Below are 19,177 nucleotides of genomic sequence, written 5' to 3'. Positions count from 1 at the left end.
ATGGAAAATAATAAGACGATTCTAATAACTGGGGGAGCGGGATTCATAGGGTCTCATTTAACGGACAAATTACTGAAGGAGGGTTATAAGGTTACTGTACTGGATAATCTAGAGAACGGCTCCCGGGAGAACCTTCGCAACGCGGCAAAATCTCCTAATTTTAAATTCATAGAAGGAGACATCCTTGATGCTGAAACCTGCAGGCAGGCACTGTATGGCATAGATTTCGTATTTCACCTGGCTTGCCTGGGAGTAAGGAATTCTATCCACAGCCCTTTCCAGAATCACCGGGTAAATGCCGAGGGGACGCTTCATGTACTGGAGGCGGCCCGAACCGAAAATGCGGCACATTTCTTTTATATTTCAACTTCAGAAGTTTATGGCCGTACCACCTCTTTTCCTATTACCGAAGATTCCCCCACAAATCCCTTAACAGTATATGGCGCAAGTAAACTGGCAGGAGAGCATTACACCCGTGCTTATCTGGAATGTTATGGTCTTCCTGTTACCATTTTAAGGATTTTCAATAATTATGGACCTCGAGCCCATTTTGAAGGAGACGCAGGTGAGATTTTACCTAGAAGTATTGTTAAGATTTTATTCGACCAGCAGCCTGTGCTGTTTGGAGATGGTAGTGTGACCCGGGATTTCTTCTATGTTAAGGACACGGCAACAGCTCTTTCGCGCCTACTGGAAATGGTCAGGGAAGGAGATGTATCCGATCTTACAGGACAAACCTTTAATATCGGAACGGGCGTAGAAATTTCAATGAAACAATTGCTTTCCCGTCTGCTCTGGGTAATGGAAAGGAGCCATTTGGGCATTAAATACTTGCCGGGAAGACCGGCTGATGTCCCCAGGCTATGGGTAAAAGCCGAGAAATTCGTTAATAAAACAGGTTTCAAGGCCAAATATGATTTTGACAGTGGCATGGAAGAAACTATAAAGTTTTATAGAGATAAGCTAAAGTCACCTCAGGTGCTTAATGAGATAGAAGAATTTAACTGGATAAAGGAAAAGATATGATACCTCTTGCCAAACCGTATTTAACCGAAGAAGAGGCCCAGGCGGCATACGATACTATTCTTAGTGGATGGATCACACAAGGTCCCAGAGTCCAGGAGTTTGAGGAGAAATTCGCAGTATATACTGGTGCGCCTTATGCAGTAGCGGTTTCTAATTGTACTACAGCATTGCACCTTTCAATGATAGTTGCAGGGGTAGGACCTGGTGATGAAGTCATTTGTCCTTCGCTGAGCTATATTGCAACTGCAAATGCCATCAGATATGTAGGAGCTACCCCGGTCTTTGCAGATGTACTAAAAGGCAGCAGTAATTTGGATCCTGTTGAAACAGAGAAGAAGATAACCTCTAAAACCAGGGCGATTCTTGTGGTACACCAACTCGGAATGCCAGCAGATATTAATGCCTTTCATGAGTTGTGCGGGAAATATCAATTACAATTAATCGAAGATGCAGCCTGTGCTGCCGGTTCTCAATACATGGGTAATAAAATAGGGTTTCATTCTGAACTGGTCTGTTTTTCTTTTCATCCGCGGAAAGTAATTTCAACGGGGGACGGAGGGATGATTACTACCAATCGCAAAGATTATTACGAAAGACTGAAGCTTCTCAGGCAGCATGGGATGTCTGTAAACGATCGGGTGCGCCACGAGTCTGATAAGCTGATTTTTGAAGAATATCTGGAAGTTGGTTATAACTACAGAATGACCGATATTCAGGCATCCGTGGGCATACGTCAATTAGAAAAGCTAGACTGGATTGTAAAGGAGCGCAGGAAGATTGCAGCTCAGTATAATACCGCTTTTAACCATGTTCCGGGCATAATCCTTCCGCAGGAAGAAGATGGAAGCTACTGCAACTACCAGTCCTATAGTGTGTATTTATCTAAGGATTGTGTGATAGATAGAAATACACTGATGCAGGCATTACTGGATGCCGGCATTGCCAGCAGGCGAGGTGTGATGACCATTCACCGGGAAAAGGCCTACCAGCAGTATAATCAAGAGGAACTGCCAGTTTCTGAGGATATCAATGAGAGGTCTATTATTTTACCCCTCTTTATTCCAATGGCTCAGGAAGAGGTGCAGCAAGTTGTGAATGTTTTCCTTAGGCTGCTTTTTCCAGTTCCGGTTGCCACAGGGCAATGATTTCATCCGCTCCAGAAAGGCAGTGGCAGTATTAGTTTCTGAAATATAAATATGAAAATTTCTTCTTTAATTTCATATAGCCCTACCTATTTTAAAGCTCTTGAATGGCTGAAATTGATTTCTCTAACAGGGAGTTTTCAGATTATGGTTCAGGCTATTAGTTTTGCGTGCGGCATTCTCATCATTAGAATTCTCCCAACTCAGGAATATGCGCTTTATACGTTAGCCAGTTTAATGCTTGGTTCTTTGATAATGCTGGCAGATGGAGGGATTACCACCAGTGTGATGGCACAGGGGGGGAAAGTGTGGAAAGACAGAGAAAAGCTCGGTGCAGTAGTAGTGACAGGGTATGACCTCAGAAAACGCTTTGCAATTGTTCTATTGGCTATTTCCGTTCCTCTGTTCCTTTATTTATTTCGTCATCATGGTGCAGGATGGATTACATCTGTTCTAATTCTGGCCGCCCTGATACCCGCATTTTTCACCTCGTTGTCTGGGTATGTTCTGACGGTTGGTCCCGCTTTGCATCAGGATATTGTTCCCGTTCAAAAAATTGAACTAGGGTTGGGGCTGGGAAGAAGTTTGTTGTTATTATTTATTTTTATTTTTCCATTTGCATATATAGCTATCCTTGCTGCCGGGCTTCCTCATATTTGGGGAAACCTTCAACTTAGAAAGATTTCTCATCACTATGCCGACTGGCAGCAGAAACCTCAACCCAAGATTAAAAAGGATATTCTAGGCGTAGTGAAGAGAGTACTTCCACGGTCTGTCTTCAATAGTTTTTCCGGACAAATCACAGTATGGCTTATTACCATCTTCGGAACCACCACGGCAATTGCAGAAATAGGAGCGCTGGCAAGGCTTTCCATGGCGTTAACTATGGTGACGTACATTTTCGGAACACTGATAATTCCTCGTTATTCCCGTTTAACAAACGAAAGAAAAATTTTGTTCCAACGATTTGTACAGATCCTGGGCGGCCTGTTCCTGGTATGTCTGGGGATTATAGGTTTTGTGGCGCTTTTCCCCACCCAGTTATTGTGGATCCTCGGAGAAAATTATCGCGGCCTGGAAAAGGAACTTATCTTAAGTATAGCCGGGGGCTGTTGTAACCTAATTGCGGTATCTCTTTTTACCCTGGCCACCAGCAGAAACTGGGCTTTCAATCCCATATGGTCCATCTCCATTACCATACTGACCATTATAACCGGAATAAGTATGATCGATATCAGTTCCCTCGCAGGTGTTTTAAAATTCAACCTTTTTGTTGCTTCCATGGAAGGACTAATGTATTTGTTGTATTGCCTCTTCAAAATAGGAAGGCTTGAGGAACAGGAGATTTAATTACTATTTGATATTTAACATGAAACCAAAATTAATTTTTTTCCAATGGGATCACCGGGGACTGCCGCAGTTTTTGCAAGTGCATATGCAACTTCACCAAAGATGTCTGTCTCAGTTCTTTGAGGTACTGGTTATAAACACCGACTGTGATTACAGGGAGGTGTGTGACAACTTTCAGCCAGACATAGCTCTGTTTGAGAGTGGCTATAAGACCCAGATTGCAAGAAAAATTAAAATAAAAAATACACATTGTCATCCTCAGGTGCCAAAGCTCGGTCTGCACAATGGAGACGGCTGGTGCGACTGTCGCTCCGGGTTTATTTCAGATATGGATAATTGGGGAATAGACACCTTTTTTTCGATTTCTACTACCACTGCTGAGCACACCCCGGGATTGGCAGAGAATTTTTTTACATGGCCCAATTTTATAGATTCAGAGATATGCAGGGATTATCATCAAACAAAGGTCATTCCTGTGATGTTCAGTGGTTATGTGAACGCTCTTTATCCATGGAGAGAAAAGATGAATCCGATAATTGCGAGTTGTTACCCTACGCTGATTTTTCCACACAAGGGATATGAAAGTCATTCCCCGGTTATGATCTTTGGGGAAGAGTATGCGAGAACCATAAATGCCAGCTGGTTCGTGCCTGCCTGCGGTACAGTAGCCCGGGAAATGGTACGGAAGCACCTGGAGATTCCAGGATCTAGGAGTTGCCTGATCACGGAACGATCCCCTGTGCTGGAGGCCGCAGGGTTTGAAGATATGGTTAACTGTGTTTTTGCAGATGAAAACAATGTCCTGGATAAGATGGATTTCCTCTTTTCCGACAAGGAAAAATTGGTAGCTCTTATTGAAAATGGATATGAAATGGTCCACCGTCATCATACAATGAAACAGCGGGACCAGATCTATCAGTGGTTTGTTCTTCAAAAGGAACTTCGATCTGATCAGAGAATAATCCAGGAAGGCCCCTTTGGTGCATTAAAGGTAGTACAGAGGCTGTCACGGGAAAAAACACTTCACATCAGTGGTATAGGAATACACCTGGAGTGCCTTCGTCAGGGAAATTTGTCGTTTCAAGAAGGAAATTACGATGAGGCTATTGCAAGATATAAGGAATGCGAGCACATGATTCCCTGGATGAGCGAAGCAAAACTCAATCTCACCCGCTGCTTTCTGAAAAAGGGGGAGCCGCGGAAAGCTCTGGAGACTATTTTAAATCCTATCCAGGCGAATCTGGGTTCCTATGGCGCCCACGAACCTGATCCCGTAGAATGGGCTTATTACTTAGTAGCGCTTTTGTGTAATGGACAATTATCCCAAGCTTTTATAAGAAAAGAACAGTTTTCGAAGCTTGTTCATCCCGTCCTGAAAAAGGTGCATGAGGTGATTGATGTTCTTCATTACAGCGAAGAATTAAAGGTTGATCCGGGGAAAGAAAAAATCAGGAAAAGTATTCATCAGGTAGCGCCCCACGAGGTGTCCTGGTACGGCGATTTGCATCTCATGCTCCTAAATTGTAACCAGTCTGAGTATGATTCCAGGCTTCATGCATGGTATACAAAGGAAGAAGATCCTTCGGTGGTAAAGAGGCTGAAAAAATGGATCCTGGTGTTACATTCTAACATCTGGTTAAAAGGAATTACCCTGTTAAATGATCTTTTTGAAATTTTAAAAATTCCGAACAGACGGAAAGGACTTCCATCAGTCTCCATAGAAGATTATGCAGTCCGCCTTGGAAAAGGGCTTAAAGCGGAAAAGCTACGCAAGTTTTTCAACCATTAAATTTTAAACCATGGTAATAGTATATTGTTCAGACGAGCATTTTGTACAGCACTTGCTGGTTTCTGTAGTCTCTCTTGTCCATCACCAGAAGAATCCCGAAGGGCTTAAAATTTATGTGATTAATGGCGGATTAAGCAGTAGCTCAAAAGAATTACTAGCTCAGTTTGGTAAGGAGCACCAACTTTTCCTGGAGGTTATAGAGATTAATGAATCACTTTATACGGATTTTATGATCTCGCAGCATGCAAGCCTTGCCAACTATTACAGGATTTCAATTCCGGACGCCCTGCCTTCCGAGGTTACCCGAGTGCTTTACCTGGATTGTGATATTTTAATTAATGGCGATCTTCTTCCTCTTTGGAGTACTGAACTGACCGATAATGCTATTGCGGCCGTCCCTGAGTTTGACAACAAACGGAATATAGAAATGGGATTAGGCAATACCCGAACGTTCAATTCTGGAGTGATGCTGATGAACCTTGAGAAATGGCGAAAAGAAGGTATATCGGCAAAGGTGCTGGATTTCATTTCCTCTAATCCAGATAAAATCAGGTTCTGGGATCAGGATGCCCTCAATGCGGTACTTTTAAAGGATTGGATAGAATTACCAGTAAGATGGAATCTTATGGTAGATTTTATTTACAGGAAAAAAGAGATCCAGGATACTGAAGTACTTGCTGATATAGACAACCCGGCTATCATTCATTTTAACCAGACTTTTAAGCCCTGGCATTATCAGTTAAGGCATCCTCACAAGCATCTATACAGGAAGTTCATCAAGGAAACCCCGTTCAGGAATTATTCTCCGCAAGATCGGAGTTTGACTAATATCATAAGAAAAACCGCAGCTTTATTCCTGATTGTTTTACGCCTAAAGAAGCATTAATCTTCAATCCAGTCTTTCAATTCTTTTAAACAAAGAAGTAGCAATGAAAATACTTTTTCTAAACTCCAGTGTGCCTAATTATCTAATAGATGGTCTTCTCCACGGATTGCGATCTATTCGTGAGGTCGAGGTGGTGGATATTCCCCGAATGGATTATATGTACAGGGATGCCTCCGATGAGGACCTTCAAAAAACCGGCAGCCGTGGAAATACGCTGTACAGGATGTTACCTGACGATGATAAAATACGCGGAAAGAGAACGTACTGGCTATCAGATATAGAAAAATACGATTACATCCTCTTTACAGATATTTTTGAACAGTGTGATCTCTTCCATTATATCTACAAGAGCCTGGGTCCTGCAAAAAGAACAGGGTTGTGCATTATAGACGGTTATGATTCTGCCTCCATGTTTCCGTATTTTCATAATACCTTTAACCTCAAGGTAAGACCATGGTCTTATTTCTATAACTTTAGAAAGGTTCATTTCTTTAAAAGGGAACACGCCAGTACAGCAGAATTGTACGGGATCACTAAGAACAAATTCCCGGGAATACACAGGATTGCTTCAAAAATTTTAAAGGTTCCGGCCAAACACTATGGTATTTCTATGTCCATTCCTGAAGAGCACATTGAGGTTATTCCTTTCATAGAAAAGAAGCAGGAATTTGTCAATTATAATATTGACACAGACTTAAATGAGCTTTTTAAAGATCTGGAAGTGGCAGAAGTAGGGAAATGGAAACCACGTTATGAAAAACAGGAAGATTATTTTAATGACATCAGAAGATCCAGGTTTGGAGTCACTACTAAAAGGGAAGGCTGGGACTGTTTGAGACATTATGAATATGCAGCCAAGGGAGCCATTCTTTGTTTTAAAGATCTGGATCAGAAAAATTCTTTATGTGCACCCTATGGCCTCGACCAGAGTAACTGTATCCCTTATCGAGATCAGGAGGATCTTCTGAAAAAGATTTCTTCCTGCACGCTCTCTCAGCTGGAAGAAATTCAGTCAAATCAATATAAATGGATTCAGAAATATACGACACGAAATGTGGCCCTTAGGTTTTTGGATCGTCTTGAAACGGCTAATCAGAGGACTTTTTTGAAGCACAGTGAAGCTCTGGTGTAGCGTTACAGCAGGTTCCAATATTCAATATTAAAATGAAACTATATGACACTGGGAATTTTAGTTACTAATTACAATACCTGGGAATTGACCTCCCAATGTATTGGAAAGTGCTTTGAATATGCAGAGGTTCCTTTTGACCAGTTCCTGGTGGTAGACGATTGTTCTTCTGAAATACCGGGTGCTGTTCCTGCTCAAATAAAGCTAATCCGAAATAAAAGAAACCTTGGGCTCATCCGGTCTCTGAACAGAGGTCTGAAAAACCTGGATTCCGACCTAATACTTCTTTTGGATTCGGATGCCTGGCCTCTTGAGAATTATGTAAAAGGAATTAAAGAATATTTCAGAACTAATCCAGAGGTGGGCATCGCTACTTTTCAGACCGTCAACGCGGCAGGGACAGCATCGGCTTCTTTTGAGGCAGAGCCAGGGGTATTAAGCCTGCTATTAGGGCAACAACTTTATCAATGGTATCTCAATTATTTTGTAAAACACCCTAAACATATCAATGTTTTCACCTGCGCGATGGTCTTGAGGAAGGAAGTACTGGAGGATATCGGCTTGTTCGACCAAAATTTCGACTGGCTCGAACTTGACCATGATATTTGTATGAGGGCCTCCAGGAGAGGCTGGAAAATTGGAGTAATGCCTTTAAAAGCTTTTCATAAAGGCAGTGGTACTCCGCAGAAGGTGAGCCAGCGGGTCATTAGGTTTTACAGGAATAGGTGGTACCTCTTAAACAAGTTTGGTAAGATCAGGTGGCCGTATCTGGTAGCAGGTATGATCTGTTTCAGATTAGGGCTGGAATTCCTCCTGATCTGGACATTGGGAACGATTTACTATCGGGATGTGGAAGTTGTCAAAGATAAAGCACACAGCCGTAAGGAGATCATCAAATATTTTCTCACACAGAATTTGGCAGGAAGAACTTCTAAAGATGGGGTTGTTCTTTCCGGCACCTTTTAATTTTACTGATTTTGAAAATTCTAATACTTTCTCATAATTTTTTTCCTTTCATAGGTGGAATTGAAGTTAATACGGAACTATTTGCCGAGCACTTCGTTGGAAGAGGACATCAGGTGAAGATCCTCACCTGGACACCCGATCCTGCTGTCCGCAGCTTTGCCTATGAGGTGATAAGGAATCCAGGACCGACAAAAATCATTCAGGCACATTTATGGTCGGATATCATTTTGGAGAACAACCCTTGTCTCAGACTTGCCTGGCCGGGATTTTTTATCAAACGACCCTTTGTTATTTCCATTAATACCTGGATACGTCGGGAGAATGGAAAAATAGGGGTTCAGGATAAGATCAAGATGTGGAGGCTTCATAGATCCAGCAAAACCGTGTCAGCCAGTAATGCTTTGAAACTACAGACAGCACCGTCATCTGAAGTTATAAAAAATCCCTATAGACAGGATCTTTTTAGAGTGCTACCGGATATCCAGAAGAAAAAGCAGTTTGTTTTTTTAGGGCGGCTTGTTTCAGATAAAGGGGCAGACTTGGCAATAAAGGCTGTTGCCCGCTTGATAGATAGAAAGATATTAGGAAAAAGTGACATACCTCCTTGTCTTACTATTATAGGTAACGGGCCTGAAAGAGAGGCCCTGGAGGGGCTTGTGCAGGAGCTGGGGCTAGAGAACCTTGTAGAGTTTAAGGGAGCTATGCGTGGTGAGGAACTGGTGATCTGTCTCAACGAACATCGGTATATATTGATTCCCTCGGTGTGGGAAGAACCTTTCGGAATGGTAGCTCTTGAAGGAATGGCCTGTGGTTGTGTGCCAATTGCCTCCCGGGGAGGCGGCCTCTCGGAGGCAGTAGGTCCGGGAGGGATTCTCTTCAGAAGGGGAGATCTGGAGGACCTGGTAGATACCCTGTTGAAAATCTTAGAAGATCCTGTGCTTGAAGCCAGATGTAGAAATGCTGCACCGGCTCATCTTGAAGAACATCGCTCCCAACTAATTGCAGAAAAATACCTCCGTGTCTTAACTGGAGCAGTTTCTGCCTGACCATAAAAAATAATTCGTACCTATGAAACTCATTCTTTCACATCCTACTGGTAATTCCTTTGTTAGAGCAGCTGTCCATTCTTTTCAAAAACAGGGTATGCTGGATGGATTCCATACCACTATAGCAAGTTTTGAAGGCAGTTTTTTAGATCAACTGGGAGGAACTCGTATGTTCTCAGAAATTCGCCGCCGCCGGTATGATACCTCCCTGCGTTCAATTACCAGACAGGCACCCTGGAGAGAAGCCGGCAGGCTAATTGCCACCAGAGCAGGATTGGAAAAACTCGTGGCACATGAGATAGGAACATTCTGCGTAGATGCTGTATACAGGGACCTGGACCGGAGGGTAGCTTCTTCTTTAAAAAATGGTAGGAATAAGAAGACGGAAGCTGTTTATGCATATGAAGACGGTGCTGCATTTTCTTTTGAAATTGCCAAAGAAAATGGTATTCCTTGTATTTATGATTTGCCCATAGGCTACTGGAGAGCAGCCCGGTACTACCTGGAAAATGAACGGGAACGCAGACCCCAATGGTCTTCCACACTCACTGGGCTTCAGGATTCTTTTGAGAAGTTACAGAGAAAAGACAGGGAGGTGATGCTCGCAGATTTAATTATAGTTGCCAGTAGTTTCACGCGTAGTACCCTCAAGTTCTTCCCGGGTAAACTGGCTCCTGTGGCAGTGGTGCCCTATGCTTTTCCTCCTGTGGGAGAACGAAAAACTTACCGCCCGTTAAGAAAAAGAAAGCTAAAGCTTCTATTTGTGGGCGGATTATCACAACGCAAGGGAATAGCTGAACTTTTTGAAGCAGTGGCAGCCCTTGCTCCTCATGTGGAATTAACTATTGTGGGATACAAGGTAGTAAACCATTGTGCCGCTCTTAACAAGGCACTGCAGAATCACACCTGGTATCCCAGTTTGCCACATCAGGAGATCCTGCATTTGATGAAGGCAAGCGATTTGCTTCTTTTTCCATCTTTATTTGAGGGGTTTGGATTGGTCATTACAGAAGCTATGTCACAGGGAACACCAGTGATAACGACAGATCGTACGGCCGGTCCGGATATAATAAATCATGGAGAGAACGGCTGGATCTCAGAAGCTGGTTCTTCAAACTCCCTGCAGGCAGCTATAGAAGAGATATTATTAAAACCTGGCATTCTGGAAAGTACGGGAGAATGTGCACGGGAAACTGCAGCCGAAAGACCCTGGTCAGTTTATGAAAAGGAACTAATAGCTGCTGTGCAGGAAGTAGAACGGATTCCTTTATAATGCTGTAATGGATCACAACGCTACACATTTAATAACCAGGGATGCACAGGCAAAAGAGGCCTGGTCGTCAGACATTTCTCTGGTAACCCATGAGAGGCATATTGTAAAAAAAATGATATGGCTGTATTTCGGGTTATTGCTTATGGAAGGAGCTTTGCGCAAATGGATACTTCCCGGTCTGGCTACGCCTCTTCTGGTGGTAAGGGATCCGGTGGCAATTTTGATAATTTTTTACGCGGTGAGAAAAGGCTTGTGGACACCGGGAATTTACACGCTCCTAATCTGGGCTACAACAATCTTAAGTTTTGCTACAGCACTTATTCTGGGACATGGAAATGTGCTTGTAGCGCTCTATGGCCTTAGGATCACAGTGATTCAGTTTCCCCTGATATTTGTTATTGGAGCTATTCTGAACAAGGAGGATGTGCTGGTTTTAGGTCGGGTACTTCTTTGGATTTGTATTGCCATGACCATCCTGGTGGCAATTCAGTTTTACAGCCCTCAGTCCGCCTGGGTTAATCGCGGGGTTGGAGGAAATATGGCAGGTTCCGGATTTAGTGGTGCAGCCGGATTTTACAGGGTGCCGGGGACTTTTTCCTTTACTAATGGATTATCCCTCTTTTATGGTCTAGCTGCTGCTTTCATTTTCTATTTCTGGGCTGCTGGGGAAAACGAAAAAGTATCAAGGGTTGTCCTGGTACTATCCAGCTGTGCTCTTTTGGCTGCCATTCCACTGAGTATAAGTAGAATGCTTCTTTTTGAGATCGTATTGTCTGCTTTGTTTTTAATCATCATTTCATTTAGGAACCCACGATTCATTAAGAAATTTTTAGTCCTGGCTATTATTATTCTTTTGCTCTTTTCAGTTATTGGGAAATTTGAGTTTTTCCAGACGGCTTCCAGCGCATTCACAGAGCGATTTACTGCTGCTAATGAAGTAGAAGGAGGAATGGAAGGGGTATTAGTCGACCGGCTTCTGGGGGGAATGATTACGGCAATTACTAATGAAAACTTCACATTTTGGGGAGCAGGCCTGGGAATGGGCACCAGTGGCGGAGCTGAACTTTTAATGGGTGATAAAAGAGGAGATTATTTGATAGCCGAGGACGAATGGGGCCGAATTATAGGGGAAATGGGATTGATTTTAGGGCTTATCCTGGTAGGAGTAAGAATTATCCTATCATTCCGGCTGCTGCATCGATCCTGGGTTACCATAAAGAAGAACAATATATTGCCGTGGATGCTTATGAGCTTCGGATTCGCCAATATCCTGCAGGGTCAATGGTCTCAGCCCACTAACCTCGGATTTGTGGTATTTATCGGAGGCCTTGTGATCGCATCCTTTAATGAACAAAAGGCGTCCTATGAAGATCATTCTGTTTAATCATCCGACATTCTCAGAATCAATGAGTATTTCTAAATACACTCATATGATTGCTAGGGGTATGCGGGCAAAGGGACATCAGGTACAAATATGGACAGCTCCTCCTGTGCTAACGAAAGTGAAATGGCCCGGTTTACTGAAGAAGTATATAGGTTATATTGATCAATTCCTGTTTTTTCCAATTCTGGTGAGATTAAAGATTGGAAGGCTTGACAAGGAAACCTTATTTGTTTTTTCAGATCAGGCTCTGGGACCCTGGGTGCCGTTAGTTTCAGATCGTCCTCATGTTATTCATTGTCATGATTTTATGGCACAGAAGTCAGCCAAGGGTGGATTTGAGGAAAACCGGTTGAAATGGTCGGGAAAAATTTATCAGCAATTCATCAGAAGGGGCTTCAATAGGGGGAAAAACTTTATTTGTATCTCGGAAAATACACGGCAGGACCTGATGTCATTTCTTGTCTCCCCTCCGGATATTTGTAATGTGATATACAATGGACTGAATCAGGACTTTAAAACTGCTGACCCTGACCAGGCTCGATTTAAGTTATCTGCGGCGCTAAAACTACCACTTCAGAATGGGTTTATACTTCATGTAGGAGGAAATCATTTCTACAAGAACAGGGGAGGCATCGTGAAGATTTATGCTCGCTGGAGAACACAAACAAAAAACAAACTTCCCTTGTTGTTCGTTGGAGCCGGACCGGATCACAAGATGGAAATTCTGCTGAAGCAATGTGAGTTTTCCCAGGATATTTTCTTTGCAATGCAAGTAGGAGATGACCTTCTCAGGACCTGTTATCAGGGAGCGTCTGTCTTGCTATTTCCTTCTCTTGAAGAGGGTTTTGGTTGGCCCATTGCAGAAGCAATGGCAAGTGGATGTCCTGTTGTAACTACTCAGAAGGCCCCTATGACCGAAGTAGGGGGAGACGCGGCGAGCTATATTCCGCCATATGATAAAACAGCTGAAACTGCATGGCTGAAGGAATGTGCCAGCATATTGCACAAGGTGCTCTCCTTACCAGTTGAAGAAAGAGCATCAATGGTAGCTAATGGTCTTAAAAATGCCAGAAGATTTAATAATGAAGCAGCTTTAGAGGCAATAGCAAATTCGTATCAAAAGGTTCTTCGACAGTGGGAACTTACCACAGTATCTCCACATGAAAAAGAGGTCTTCACTGCGAAATAAACCTGCTTCCAAGAATGTTTACCAGCCGTTTTCACACTGATGTGGAATAAGGGATAAAGAGAAAGCTTTGTGTACATTCAGAGAGAGGGTGTTTGAAGTAGCTCTTCTTCTTTGAAAAAGGCTGTTTGTACTTCGAGCTGCTCCCGGCAATTGTTAGCTCCGTGGAACAGCCTCTCACTGTGATGGGACACGGTGTGCAAACTGAAAAATATGATATCCCATACGGGTTTTTCACACGTCACTAACTCAATCGAAAACATGAAAATCTTAAATATTGTAGCTTCCATGGATCCTTCACAGGGAGGAGTATGTCAGGGAGTTAAAAATAACATTGCAGCCATGCAACCGTTGGGAATATCTAATGAAGTCGTCTCTTTTGATATCTCAGGTTCTCCTTATCTAAAAGAGGAACCCTATATGATCCATGCATTGGGGCCGGCTATAGGACCCTACTCCTATTGTGCGCGATTGCACTCTTGGTTGCTGGAAAATTTTCAACGTTTTGATATTGTCATCATTCATGGATTGTGGCTTCATAATAGTTTCGGATCCTATTGGGCCTGGCGAAAGTTGAAAAAAAAGAATCAGAGCGTCCCCCGCATCTTTGTAATGGCTCATGGCATGCTGGATCCCTATTTCCAGGTAGCCAAAGGAAGAAGATTTAAGGCCATCAGGAACTGGTTCTTCTGGAATATTATCGAGGAAAAGGTGGTGAACGGGGTTGATGGAGTCCTCTTTACCTGTGAGGAAGAGTTGCTCCTCGCCCGGAAAACATTTAAAGTATATCATCCAAAGTCCGAACTTAATGTTGGCTATGGAATTCAGCGACCACCTGCGAGTAAAAGTGAATATGGAGAAGCGTTTTTCCGGCTGTGCCCACAAGTTCAGGGCCGACCTTTTCTTTTATTTCTCAGTAGAATAAATATCAAAAAGGGAGTAGATCTACTTGTAAAAGCCTACAACCGGTTGAGCATACAGTTCGATTTGCCGGATCTGGTAATCGCCGGACCGGGGTTGGAAAGTGAATATGGGAAAAGAATTAAAAAAATGGCTTCCACTTCTACTATTCATTTTCCAGGCATGCTGCAGGGAGATGCAAAATGGGGCGCCTTCTATAATTGTGAAGCTTTTGTATTGCCAAGCCATCAGGAAAATTTCGGAATTGCTGTGGTTGAGGCATTAGCTTGTAAAAAACCTGTTCTGATAACCGATCGTGTAAACATCTGGCGGGAAATTGAGAAAGCCAATGCCGCAATTGTAGTTCCCGATACAGAGGAAGGTATTTACAATATGCTTTTCCAGTGGGTGTCAACACCCCCGGAGAAAAGAATTCTTTTGAATCAAATGGCTTTCCAGGCTTTTTCCGACAATTTCGATATAGAGAATTCAGTAAAAAGAATGGTCTCTTCCTTAGCTGTTTGCGCTTAACATTAACTAAAATATTTACCCATGGCAGTTACATCTAATCCCTTTGCCGGAAATCTCAAAGTAGATCTCCAGCGTTACGATTTTAGTTTCAGTTTTAAGAACAAGGTAGCACGTGTAATCTGGTTCTTTGCATACTGGATACTTTTTAGACCCTTTAATTTGAGCTTTTTTAATAGTTGGAGAGCCTTTATTTTGAGGCTCTTTGGTGCGGAGATAGGAAAGAAATCGAACATTTATGCCAGTGTTAAGATTTGGGCTCCGTGGAATTTGAAAGTTGGAACCTTCACTACTATTGGTCCAAAAGTAGATTGTTATAACCAGGGGAGGGTGGTGATTGGCTCTCATGTTATTGTCTCTCAAAAATGCTATATCTGTGCCTCGAGTCATGATTATACCATTTCAAATTTTCCCCTCATTGTGAAGCCAGTTTCCATTGAGGACCAGGTATGGATTGCTGCAGATGCATTTATAGGTCCTGGCGTGACAGTTGGAGAAGGAGCAGTGGTTGGTGCCCGTGCTGCGGTCTTTAGAAAGGTATTACCCTGGGCAATAGTAGGAGGCAATCCCGCCTGTTTTATTAAGAATAGAATTATGCGAAGCTAAAACAAACGGTTTCGTCTAATTATAACCAAATAATATGCTGTCAATAATAATTCTAACAAAAAATGAAGAGCAGGATCTCCCGCGATGCATGCAATCCTTGAAATGGTGTGATGATGTTCATGTACTGGATTCCGGGAGTAGCGACAATACCGTTTCAGTGGCTAAGTCTTATGGAGCAAAGGTTTCTTATAATGCCTTTAAAAGCTTTGGGCAACAGCGTAATTTTGCTCTGGATCATCTCGACCTTAAATATGACTGGGTTCTATTTCTGGATGCTGATGAAGTCGCTACCCCCACCTTTAGAAAAGCAGTGGAAGAAGCTATCGCAACATCGACTGATGGAATCGCAGGTTATTACTGTTGCTGGAAAATGATGCTGGAAGAGAAATGGCTTAAATACTGTGATAATTTTCCTAAATGGCAGTTCAGGCTTCTCAAAAAGGGGTGTGCAGATTTTACAGATTTCGGACACGGGCAGAAGGAAGGCACTTTATTTGGAAAGGCAGCTTATATAAAGGAACCTTATTTACACTACAGTTTTTCAAAAGGATGGGGTCAGTGGATTAACAGGCACAATAAATATTCTACCCTGGAAGCCCGGGATCGACTATACCATCCTCCTCCCTTTAAAGCCATCTTCTCCAACGATTCCAGCCAAAGAAATCCTGCGTTGAAATCATGGTTGAGTAGAGTTCCCGGTTGGCCTGTGATGCGCTTTATATACACCTACATTTTTAATGCTGGGTTTCTGGAAGGAATTCCTGGTCTTATTTACTGCGTCAATATCGCTTACTACGAGTTCTTAATTATAATAAAAATGAGGGAGCTTAGAAGACAAGAGTCCGGTGGGAAAAAGAAAAAAGAAAAGCAGCTAGAAGTATATACTTAAAACAAAATAACATGAAAAGAATATTAGTAACTGGAGGGGCAGGTTTTATCGGTTCACACCTATGTAAGAGGCTGCTGGAACAAGGAAATGAGGTGATCTGCCTGGATAATTACTTTACAGGTAATAAACAGAATATCATTGACCTGCTGGAAAATCCATTTTTTGAATTAGTAAGACAGGATGTCACCACTCCTTATTTTATAGAAGTGGACCAAATTTATAACCTGGCGTGTCCCGCGTCTCCCGTACATTACCAATACAATCCTGTCAAAACTTTGAAAACGTCTGTTCTGGGTGCCCTGAACATGCTGGGGTTGGCTAAAAGAGTAAAAGCCAGGATCCTGCAGGCCAGCACAAGTGAGGTCTATGGAGACCCGCAGGTTCACCCACAGCCGGAAAACTACTGGGGTCATGTAAATCCCATAGGTCCGAGATCCTGCTATGACGAGGGAAAACGATGTGCAGAAACATTATTCTTCGATTATTACAAACAAAACCAGGTGGAAATTAAGATCATTAGGATCTTCAATACCTATGGGCCAAATATGAACCCCAATGATGGTCGGGTGGTTTCCAACTTTATTATGCAGGCTCTGGAGGGCAGAGATATTACCATTTATGGAGATGGTATGCAGACAAGATCCTTTCAGTATGTCGATGATCTGGTGGAGGGAATGGTGCGTATGATGAACAGCCCTGCTGCCTTTACCGGGCCCGTTAATCTGGGAAATCCTACAGAGATTACCATGATTGAACTTGCAGAAGCTGTTTTAGAATTCACCGGATCGGCATCTAAACTAATATTTAAGCCTTTGCCACAGGATGATCCAAAACAACGACGACCAGATATAGCCCTGGCAAAGAAGCATTTGGATAACTGGCAACCGGAGGTCAACTGGAAAGATGGGCTTAAAAGAACCATTGCCTACTTTGAAAACATCGTGGCAGCAAAAGTTGCTAAAGAAGCCACTGTGGATTTATAATTCTCTGAACCCTCTATACTTCTTTCAATGGAAAAGACTGCTCTTAACCCCGGAAAACAAATGTTTCACAAACTCACAGGTATTTTTAGTAGAATTATAGGTGTGGGTACTATCTGGCTCAGCTTGTTGTGCACCTTTAGTACGTTGGGACAAAACCCCGTGGTACTGGAAAATTCCAGACCAGGAAATCCAGCCTCGGAATGGCAGATCGACGGAGCAGGGGATAGGTCCATTCAAGGCTATGCTACAGAAATAAGCTATAATAGGGGAGAAACCGCGAGATTTAAAATCAAAACTAATGCTTCGGCATACAGTATCAGAATTTATCGTTTGGGTTATTATCAGGGGCTTGGAGCCAGATTCCAGGGGAATGGGGCCGTTACTGCAAACCTCCCCCAGACGCAGCCTCTATGCATAACAGAATCCGAAACAGGTCTTCTGGATTGCGGGAATTGGGCAGAATCCGGAAATTGGCAGATTCCTGCCAATGCAGTCTCAGGAATTTACATTGCCAAGCTCACCCGTCAGGACACGGGTGGATCGAGTCACATTACTTTTATAGTGCGTGATGATGGGAGCAATGCTGATCTTTTTTTTCAAACCTCTGATGCTACCTGGCAGGCGTATAATGTTTATGGAGATAATAACAATGGGAAAAGCCTTTACACCGGTGTCGGCGGTAAAGCATTTAAAGTAAGCTACAACAGGCCTTTTGTCACCAGAGATGGAGGCGGGGGCGGCGATGCTTATGAAGACTGGCTCTTCAATGCAGAGTACCCGATGATTCGATGGCTTGAGGCAAATGGCTATGACGTAAGCTATACTACTAATGTGGATAGTGACAGGCGTGGCCATTTAATCAGGAATCATAAAGTCTTTCTTTCTGTTGGCCATGATGAGTATTGGTCTGCAACTCATAGAAAAAATGTGACTGATGCTCGTGATGCAGGTATTCACCTGGCTTTTTTTAGTGGAAATGAAGTTTATTGGAAAACCCGCTGGGAAAAAAGTATAGATGGAGCAGAAAGTTCATATAGGACTTTGGTTTGTTATAAAGAAGGGATGGAAGGTGAATATATTTGTGCAGGGAAATGTGATCCTACACCTGAATGGACAGGACTCTGGCGCAGTGGCTGTGAATATACGACTGGTGATATTCTCCTGGACGGTTGTCGGCCAGAGAATGAATTAACAGGACAAATTAGTTGGGATTGGTCCCAGGCAGCTATTGAGGTGCCGGCTGATTTCAAAGCCCTGCGTTTTTGGAGGAATACGAGTATTGCTTCTCTTGAAGATGGTGAGAGCGTAACTATGCCTTTCGGAACAATAGGTTTTGAGTGGAATCCGGAGCAGGTGGAATATCAATCTTTTTACCCTAAAGGCAGGATCATTCTTTCGCGTACAGAAATAGAGGGCAAGATTCACCAGGTTTCCCTGTATCGTCATTCCAGTGGAGCTCTTGTTTTTGGGGCGGGAACAGTGCAATGGTCCTGGGGGCTTGACAGCAATCATGATCGAAGCGGGTCTCCCAGCAGCCTGAACATGCAGCAGGCTACATTAAATCTCCTTGCAGATATGGGAGTGCAACCGGGAAGTATTCGCCCTGAACTTATACCAACTACAGGGTCTACTGATGAGACCCCGCCTGTTACCACCATTCTGCTGCCTGCTGAGAACAGTGCTATTCCTGTAGGAAGAGCCTTTACTATGAATGGAACGGCTACAGACGAGCATACAGTGGCCGGTGTGGAAATTTCCCTGGATGATGGTTTTTCCTGGGTTCCGGCAACGGGTTCAGGTACATGGAGTTATAGCTGGACACCTGTAAGTGAAGGCGAAGTGAACATTAAGGCAAGGTCTTTTGATGATTCAGGAAATATTGGTGCAGAGGACACAGTCACAGTGACGGTTGGTCCATCGGGACCGAGTGAATGCCCTTGTAATGTTTTTACGTCCGGCGAGGCACCCACGGGTCCTTTGTGGAGCGATGGTTCCCCCTTACAAGTGGGAATGAAATTCCGCAGTTCAGAAAACGGGTTTATTACTGGAGTGCGTTTTTACAAGCAGTCGGGAAATACAGGCGTCCATACTGGG

16 protein-coding genes are annotated in these 19,177 nt (G+C 43.2%); all 16 read left to right on the top strand.

Translation table 11 applies throughout. The features are described 5' to 3' along the window. Positions 1-1,026: a dTDP-glucose 4,6-dehydratase gene (locus tag IE056_RS16480; RefSeq protein ID WP_189605976.1), complete on the top strand. Its 1,026-nt coding sequence runs from the start codon at positions 1-3 to the stop codon at positions 1,024-1,026. Continuing rightward, the gene (locus tag IE056_RS16475; protein WP_189605975.1) at positions 1,023-2,171 is read left to right on the top strand and encodes a DegT/DnrJ/EryC1/StrS family aminotransferase; all 1,149 of its coding nucleotides are present in this window, start codon (positions 1,023-1,025) and stop codon (positions 2,169-2,171) included. Before IE056_RS16480 ends, IE056_RS16475 begins: the two co-directional genes overlap by 4 nt. Positions 2,172-2,222: 51 nt before the next feature. Then, complete coding sequence (locus tag IE056_RS16470) at positions 2,223-3,518, top strand: lipopolysaccharide biosynthesis protein (RefSeq protein WP_189605973.1); 1,296 nt, start codon at positions 2,223-2,225, stop codon at positions 3,516-3,518. Positions 3,519-3,537: 19 nt separating this feature from the next. Then, on the top strand, positions 3,538-5,307 hold the full coding sequence (locus tag IE056_RS16465; protein ID WP_189605971.1) for a glycosyltransferase family protein: 1,770 nt from the start codon (positions 3,538-3,540) through the stop codon (positions 5,305-5,307). A gap of 10 nt (positions 5,308-5,317) precedes the next feature. Then, the gene (locus tag IE056_RS16460) at positions 5,318-6,193 is read left to right on the top strand and encodes a glycosyltransferase family 8 protein (protein ID WP_189605969.1); all 876 of its coding nucleotides are present in this window, start codon (positions 5,318-5,320) and stop codon (positions 6,191-6,193) included. 43 nt (positions 6,194-6,236) lie between these two features. After that, a complete protein-coding gene (locus tag IE056_RS16455; RefSeq protein ID WP_189605967.1) occupies positions 6,237-7,325 on the top strand; it encodes a hypothetical protein in 1,089 nt (362 codons plus the stop codon). A 42-nt stretch (positions 7,326-7,367) separates the two neighbouring features. After that, a complete protein-coding gene (locus IE056_RS16450; protein WP_189605965.1) occupies positions 7,368-8,288 on the top strand; it encodes a glycosyltransferase family 2 protein in 921 nt (306 codons plus the stop codon). Between the two features lie 11 nt (positions 8,289-8,299). Continuing rightward, on the top strand, positions 8,300-9,334 hold the full coding sequence (locus IE056_RS16445; protein ID WP_229793795.1) for a glycosyltransferase family 4 protein: 1,035 nt from the start codon (positions 8,300-8,302) through the stop codon (positions 9,332-9,334). Between the two features lie 22 nt (positions 9,335-9,356). Then, positions 9,357-10,607, top strand: a complete 1,251-nt coding sequence (locus IE056_RS16440) for a glycosyltransferase family 4 protein (RefSeq protein WP_189605963.1) — start codon at positions 9,357-9,359, stop codon at positions 10,605-10,607. Between the two features lie 7 nt (positions 10,608-10,614). Beyond that, positions 10,615-11,991: a hypothetical protein gene (locus IE056_RS16435; RefSeq protein ID WP_189605962.1), complete on the top strand. Its 1,377-nt coding sequence runs from the start codon at positions 10,615-10,617 to the stop codon at positions 11,989-11,991. Continuing rightward, entirely contained in the window at positions 11,954-13,180 is a 1,227-nt protein-coding gene (locus tag IE056_RS16430; protein ID WP_373297321.1) for a glycosyltransferase family 4 protein, read from the top strand. Before IE056_RS16435 ends, IE056_RS16430 begins: the two co-directional genes overlap by 38 nt. Before the next feature lie 258 nt (positions 13,181-13,438). Continuing rightward, the gene (locus IE056_RS16425; RefSeq protein WP_189605958.1) at positions 13,439-14,608 is read left to right on the top strand and encodes a glycosyltransferase; all 1,170 of its coding nucleotides are present in this window, start codon (positions 13,439-13,441) and stop codon (positions 14,606-14,608) included. 21 nt (positions 14,609-14,629) lie between these two features. Continuing rightward, complete coding sequence (locus IE056_RS16420) at positions 14,630-15,211, top strand: LbetaH domain-containing protein (RefSeq protein WP_189605956.1); 582 nt, start codon at positions 14,630-14,632, stop codon at positions 15,209-15,211. A 34-nt stretch (positions 15,212-15,245) separates the two neighbouring features. Next, entirely contained in the window at positions 15,246-16,100 is an 855-nt protein-coding gene (locus IE056_RS16415) for a glycosyltransferase family 2 protein (RefSeq protein WP_189605954.1), read from the top strand. Positions 16,101-16,111: 11 nt separating this feature from the next. Beyond that, positions 16,112-17,083 (top strand): UDP-glucuronic acid decarboxylase family protein, encoded by a 972-nt coding sequence (locus IE056_RS16410; protein WP_189605951.1) that lies wholly within the window; start codon positions 16,112-16,114, stop codon positions 17,081-17,083. 27 nt (positions 17,084-17,110) lie between these two features. Continuing rightward, positions 17,111-19,177: N,N-dimethylformamidase beta subunit family domain-containing protein (locus tag IE056_RS16405; protein WP_229793794.1), on the top strand; the 2,067-nt coding region annotated here is incomplete at its 3' end.

Source organism: Salinimicrobium marinum (assembly GCF_014651535.1).
In the GTDB taxonomy this organism is placed as follows: Bacteria; Bacteroidota; Bacteroidia; order Flavobacteriales; family Flavobacteriaceae; genus Salinimicrobium; species Salinimicrobium marinum.
This window is presented reverse-complemented; position numbering and strand designations above follow the sequence as displayed.

What these genes read in the sequence shown, in the direction of transcription:
- IE056_RS16480 (WP_189605976.1), top strand. Translation starts at nt 1, where the DNA reads ATGGAAAATAATAAGACGATTCTAATAACTGGGGGAGCGGGATTCATA.
- IE056_RS16475 (WP_189605975.1), top strand. Translation starts at nt 1,023, where the DNA reads ATGATACCTCTTGCCAAACCGTATTTAACCGAAGAAGAGGCCCAGGCG.
- IE056_RS16470 (WP_189605973.1), top strand. Translation starts at nt 2,223, where the DNA reads ATGAAAATTTCTTCTTTAATTTCATATAGCCCTACCTATTTTAAAGCT.
- IE056_RS16465 (WP_189605971.1), top strand. Translation starts at nt 3,538, where the DNA reads ATGAAACCAAAATTAATTTTTTTCCAATGGGATCACCGGGGACTGCCG.
- IE056_RS16460 (WP_189605969.1), top strand. Translation starts at nt 5,318, where the DNA reads ATGGTAATAGTATATTGTTCAGACGAGCATTTTGTACAGCACTTGCTG.
- IE056_RS16455 (WP_189605967.1), top strand. Translation starts at nt 6,237, where the DNA reads ATGAAAATACTTTTTCTAAACTCCAGTGTGCCTAATTATCTAATAGAT.
- IE056_RS16450 (WP_189605965.1), top strand. Translation starts at nt 7,368, where the DNA reads ATGACACTGGGAATTTTAGTTACTAATTACAATACCTGGGAATTGACC.
- IE056_RS16440 (WP_189605963.1), top strand. Translation starts at nt 9,357, where the DNA reads ATGAAACTCATTCTTTCACATCCTACTGGTAATTCCTTTGTTAGAGCA.
- IE056_RS16435 (WP_189605962.1), top strand. Translation starts at nt 10,615, where the DNA reads ATGGATCACAACGCTACACATTTAATAACCAGGGATGCACAGGCAAAA.
- IE056_RS16430 (WP_373297321.1), top strand. Translation starts at nt 11,954, where the DNA reads ATGAACAAAAGGCGTCCTATGAAGATCATTCTGTTTAATCATCCGACA.
- IE056_RS16425 (WP_189605958.1), top strand. Translation starts at nt 13,439, where the DNA reads ATGAAAATCTTAAATATTGTAGCTTCCATGGATCCTTCACAGGGAGGA.
- IE056_RS16420 (WP_189605956.1), top strand. Translation starts at nt 14,630, where the DNA reads ATGGCAGTTACATCTAATCCCTTTGCCGGAAATCTCAAAGTAGATCTC.
- IE056_RS16415 (WP_189605954.1), top strand. Translation starts at nt 15,246, where the DNA reads ATGCTGTCAATAATAATTCTAACAAAAAATGAAGAGCAGGATCTCCCG.
- IE056_RS16410 (WP_189605951.1), top strand. Translation starts at nt 16,112, where the DNA reads ATGAAAAGAATATTAGTAACTGGAGGGGCAGGTTTTATCGGTTCACAC.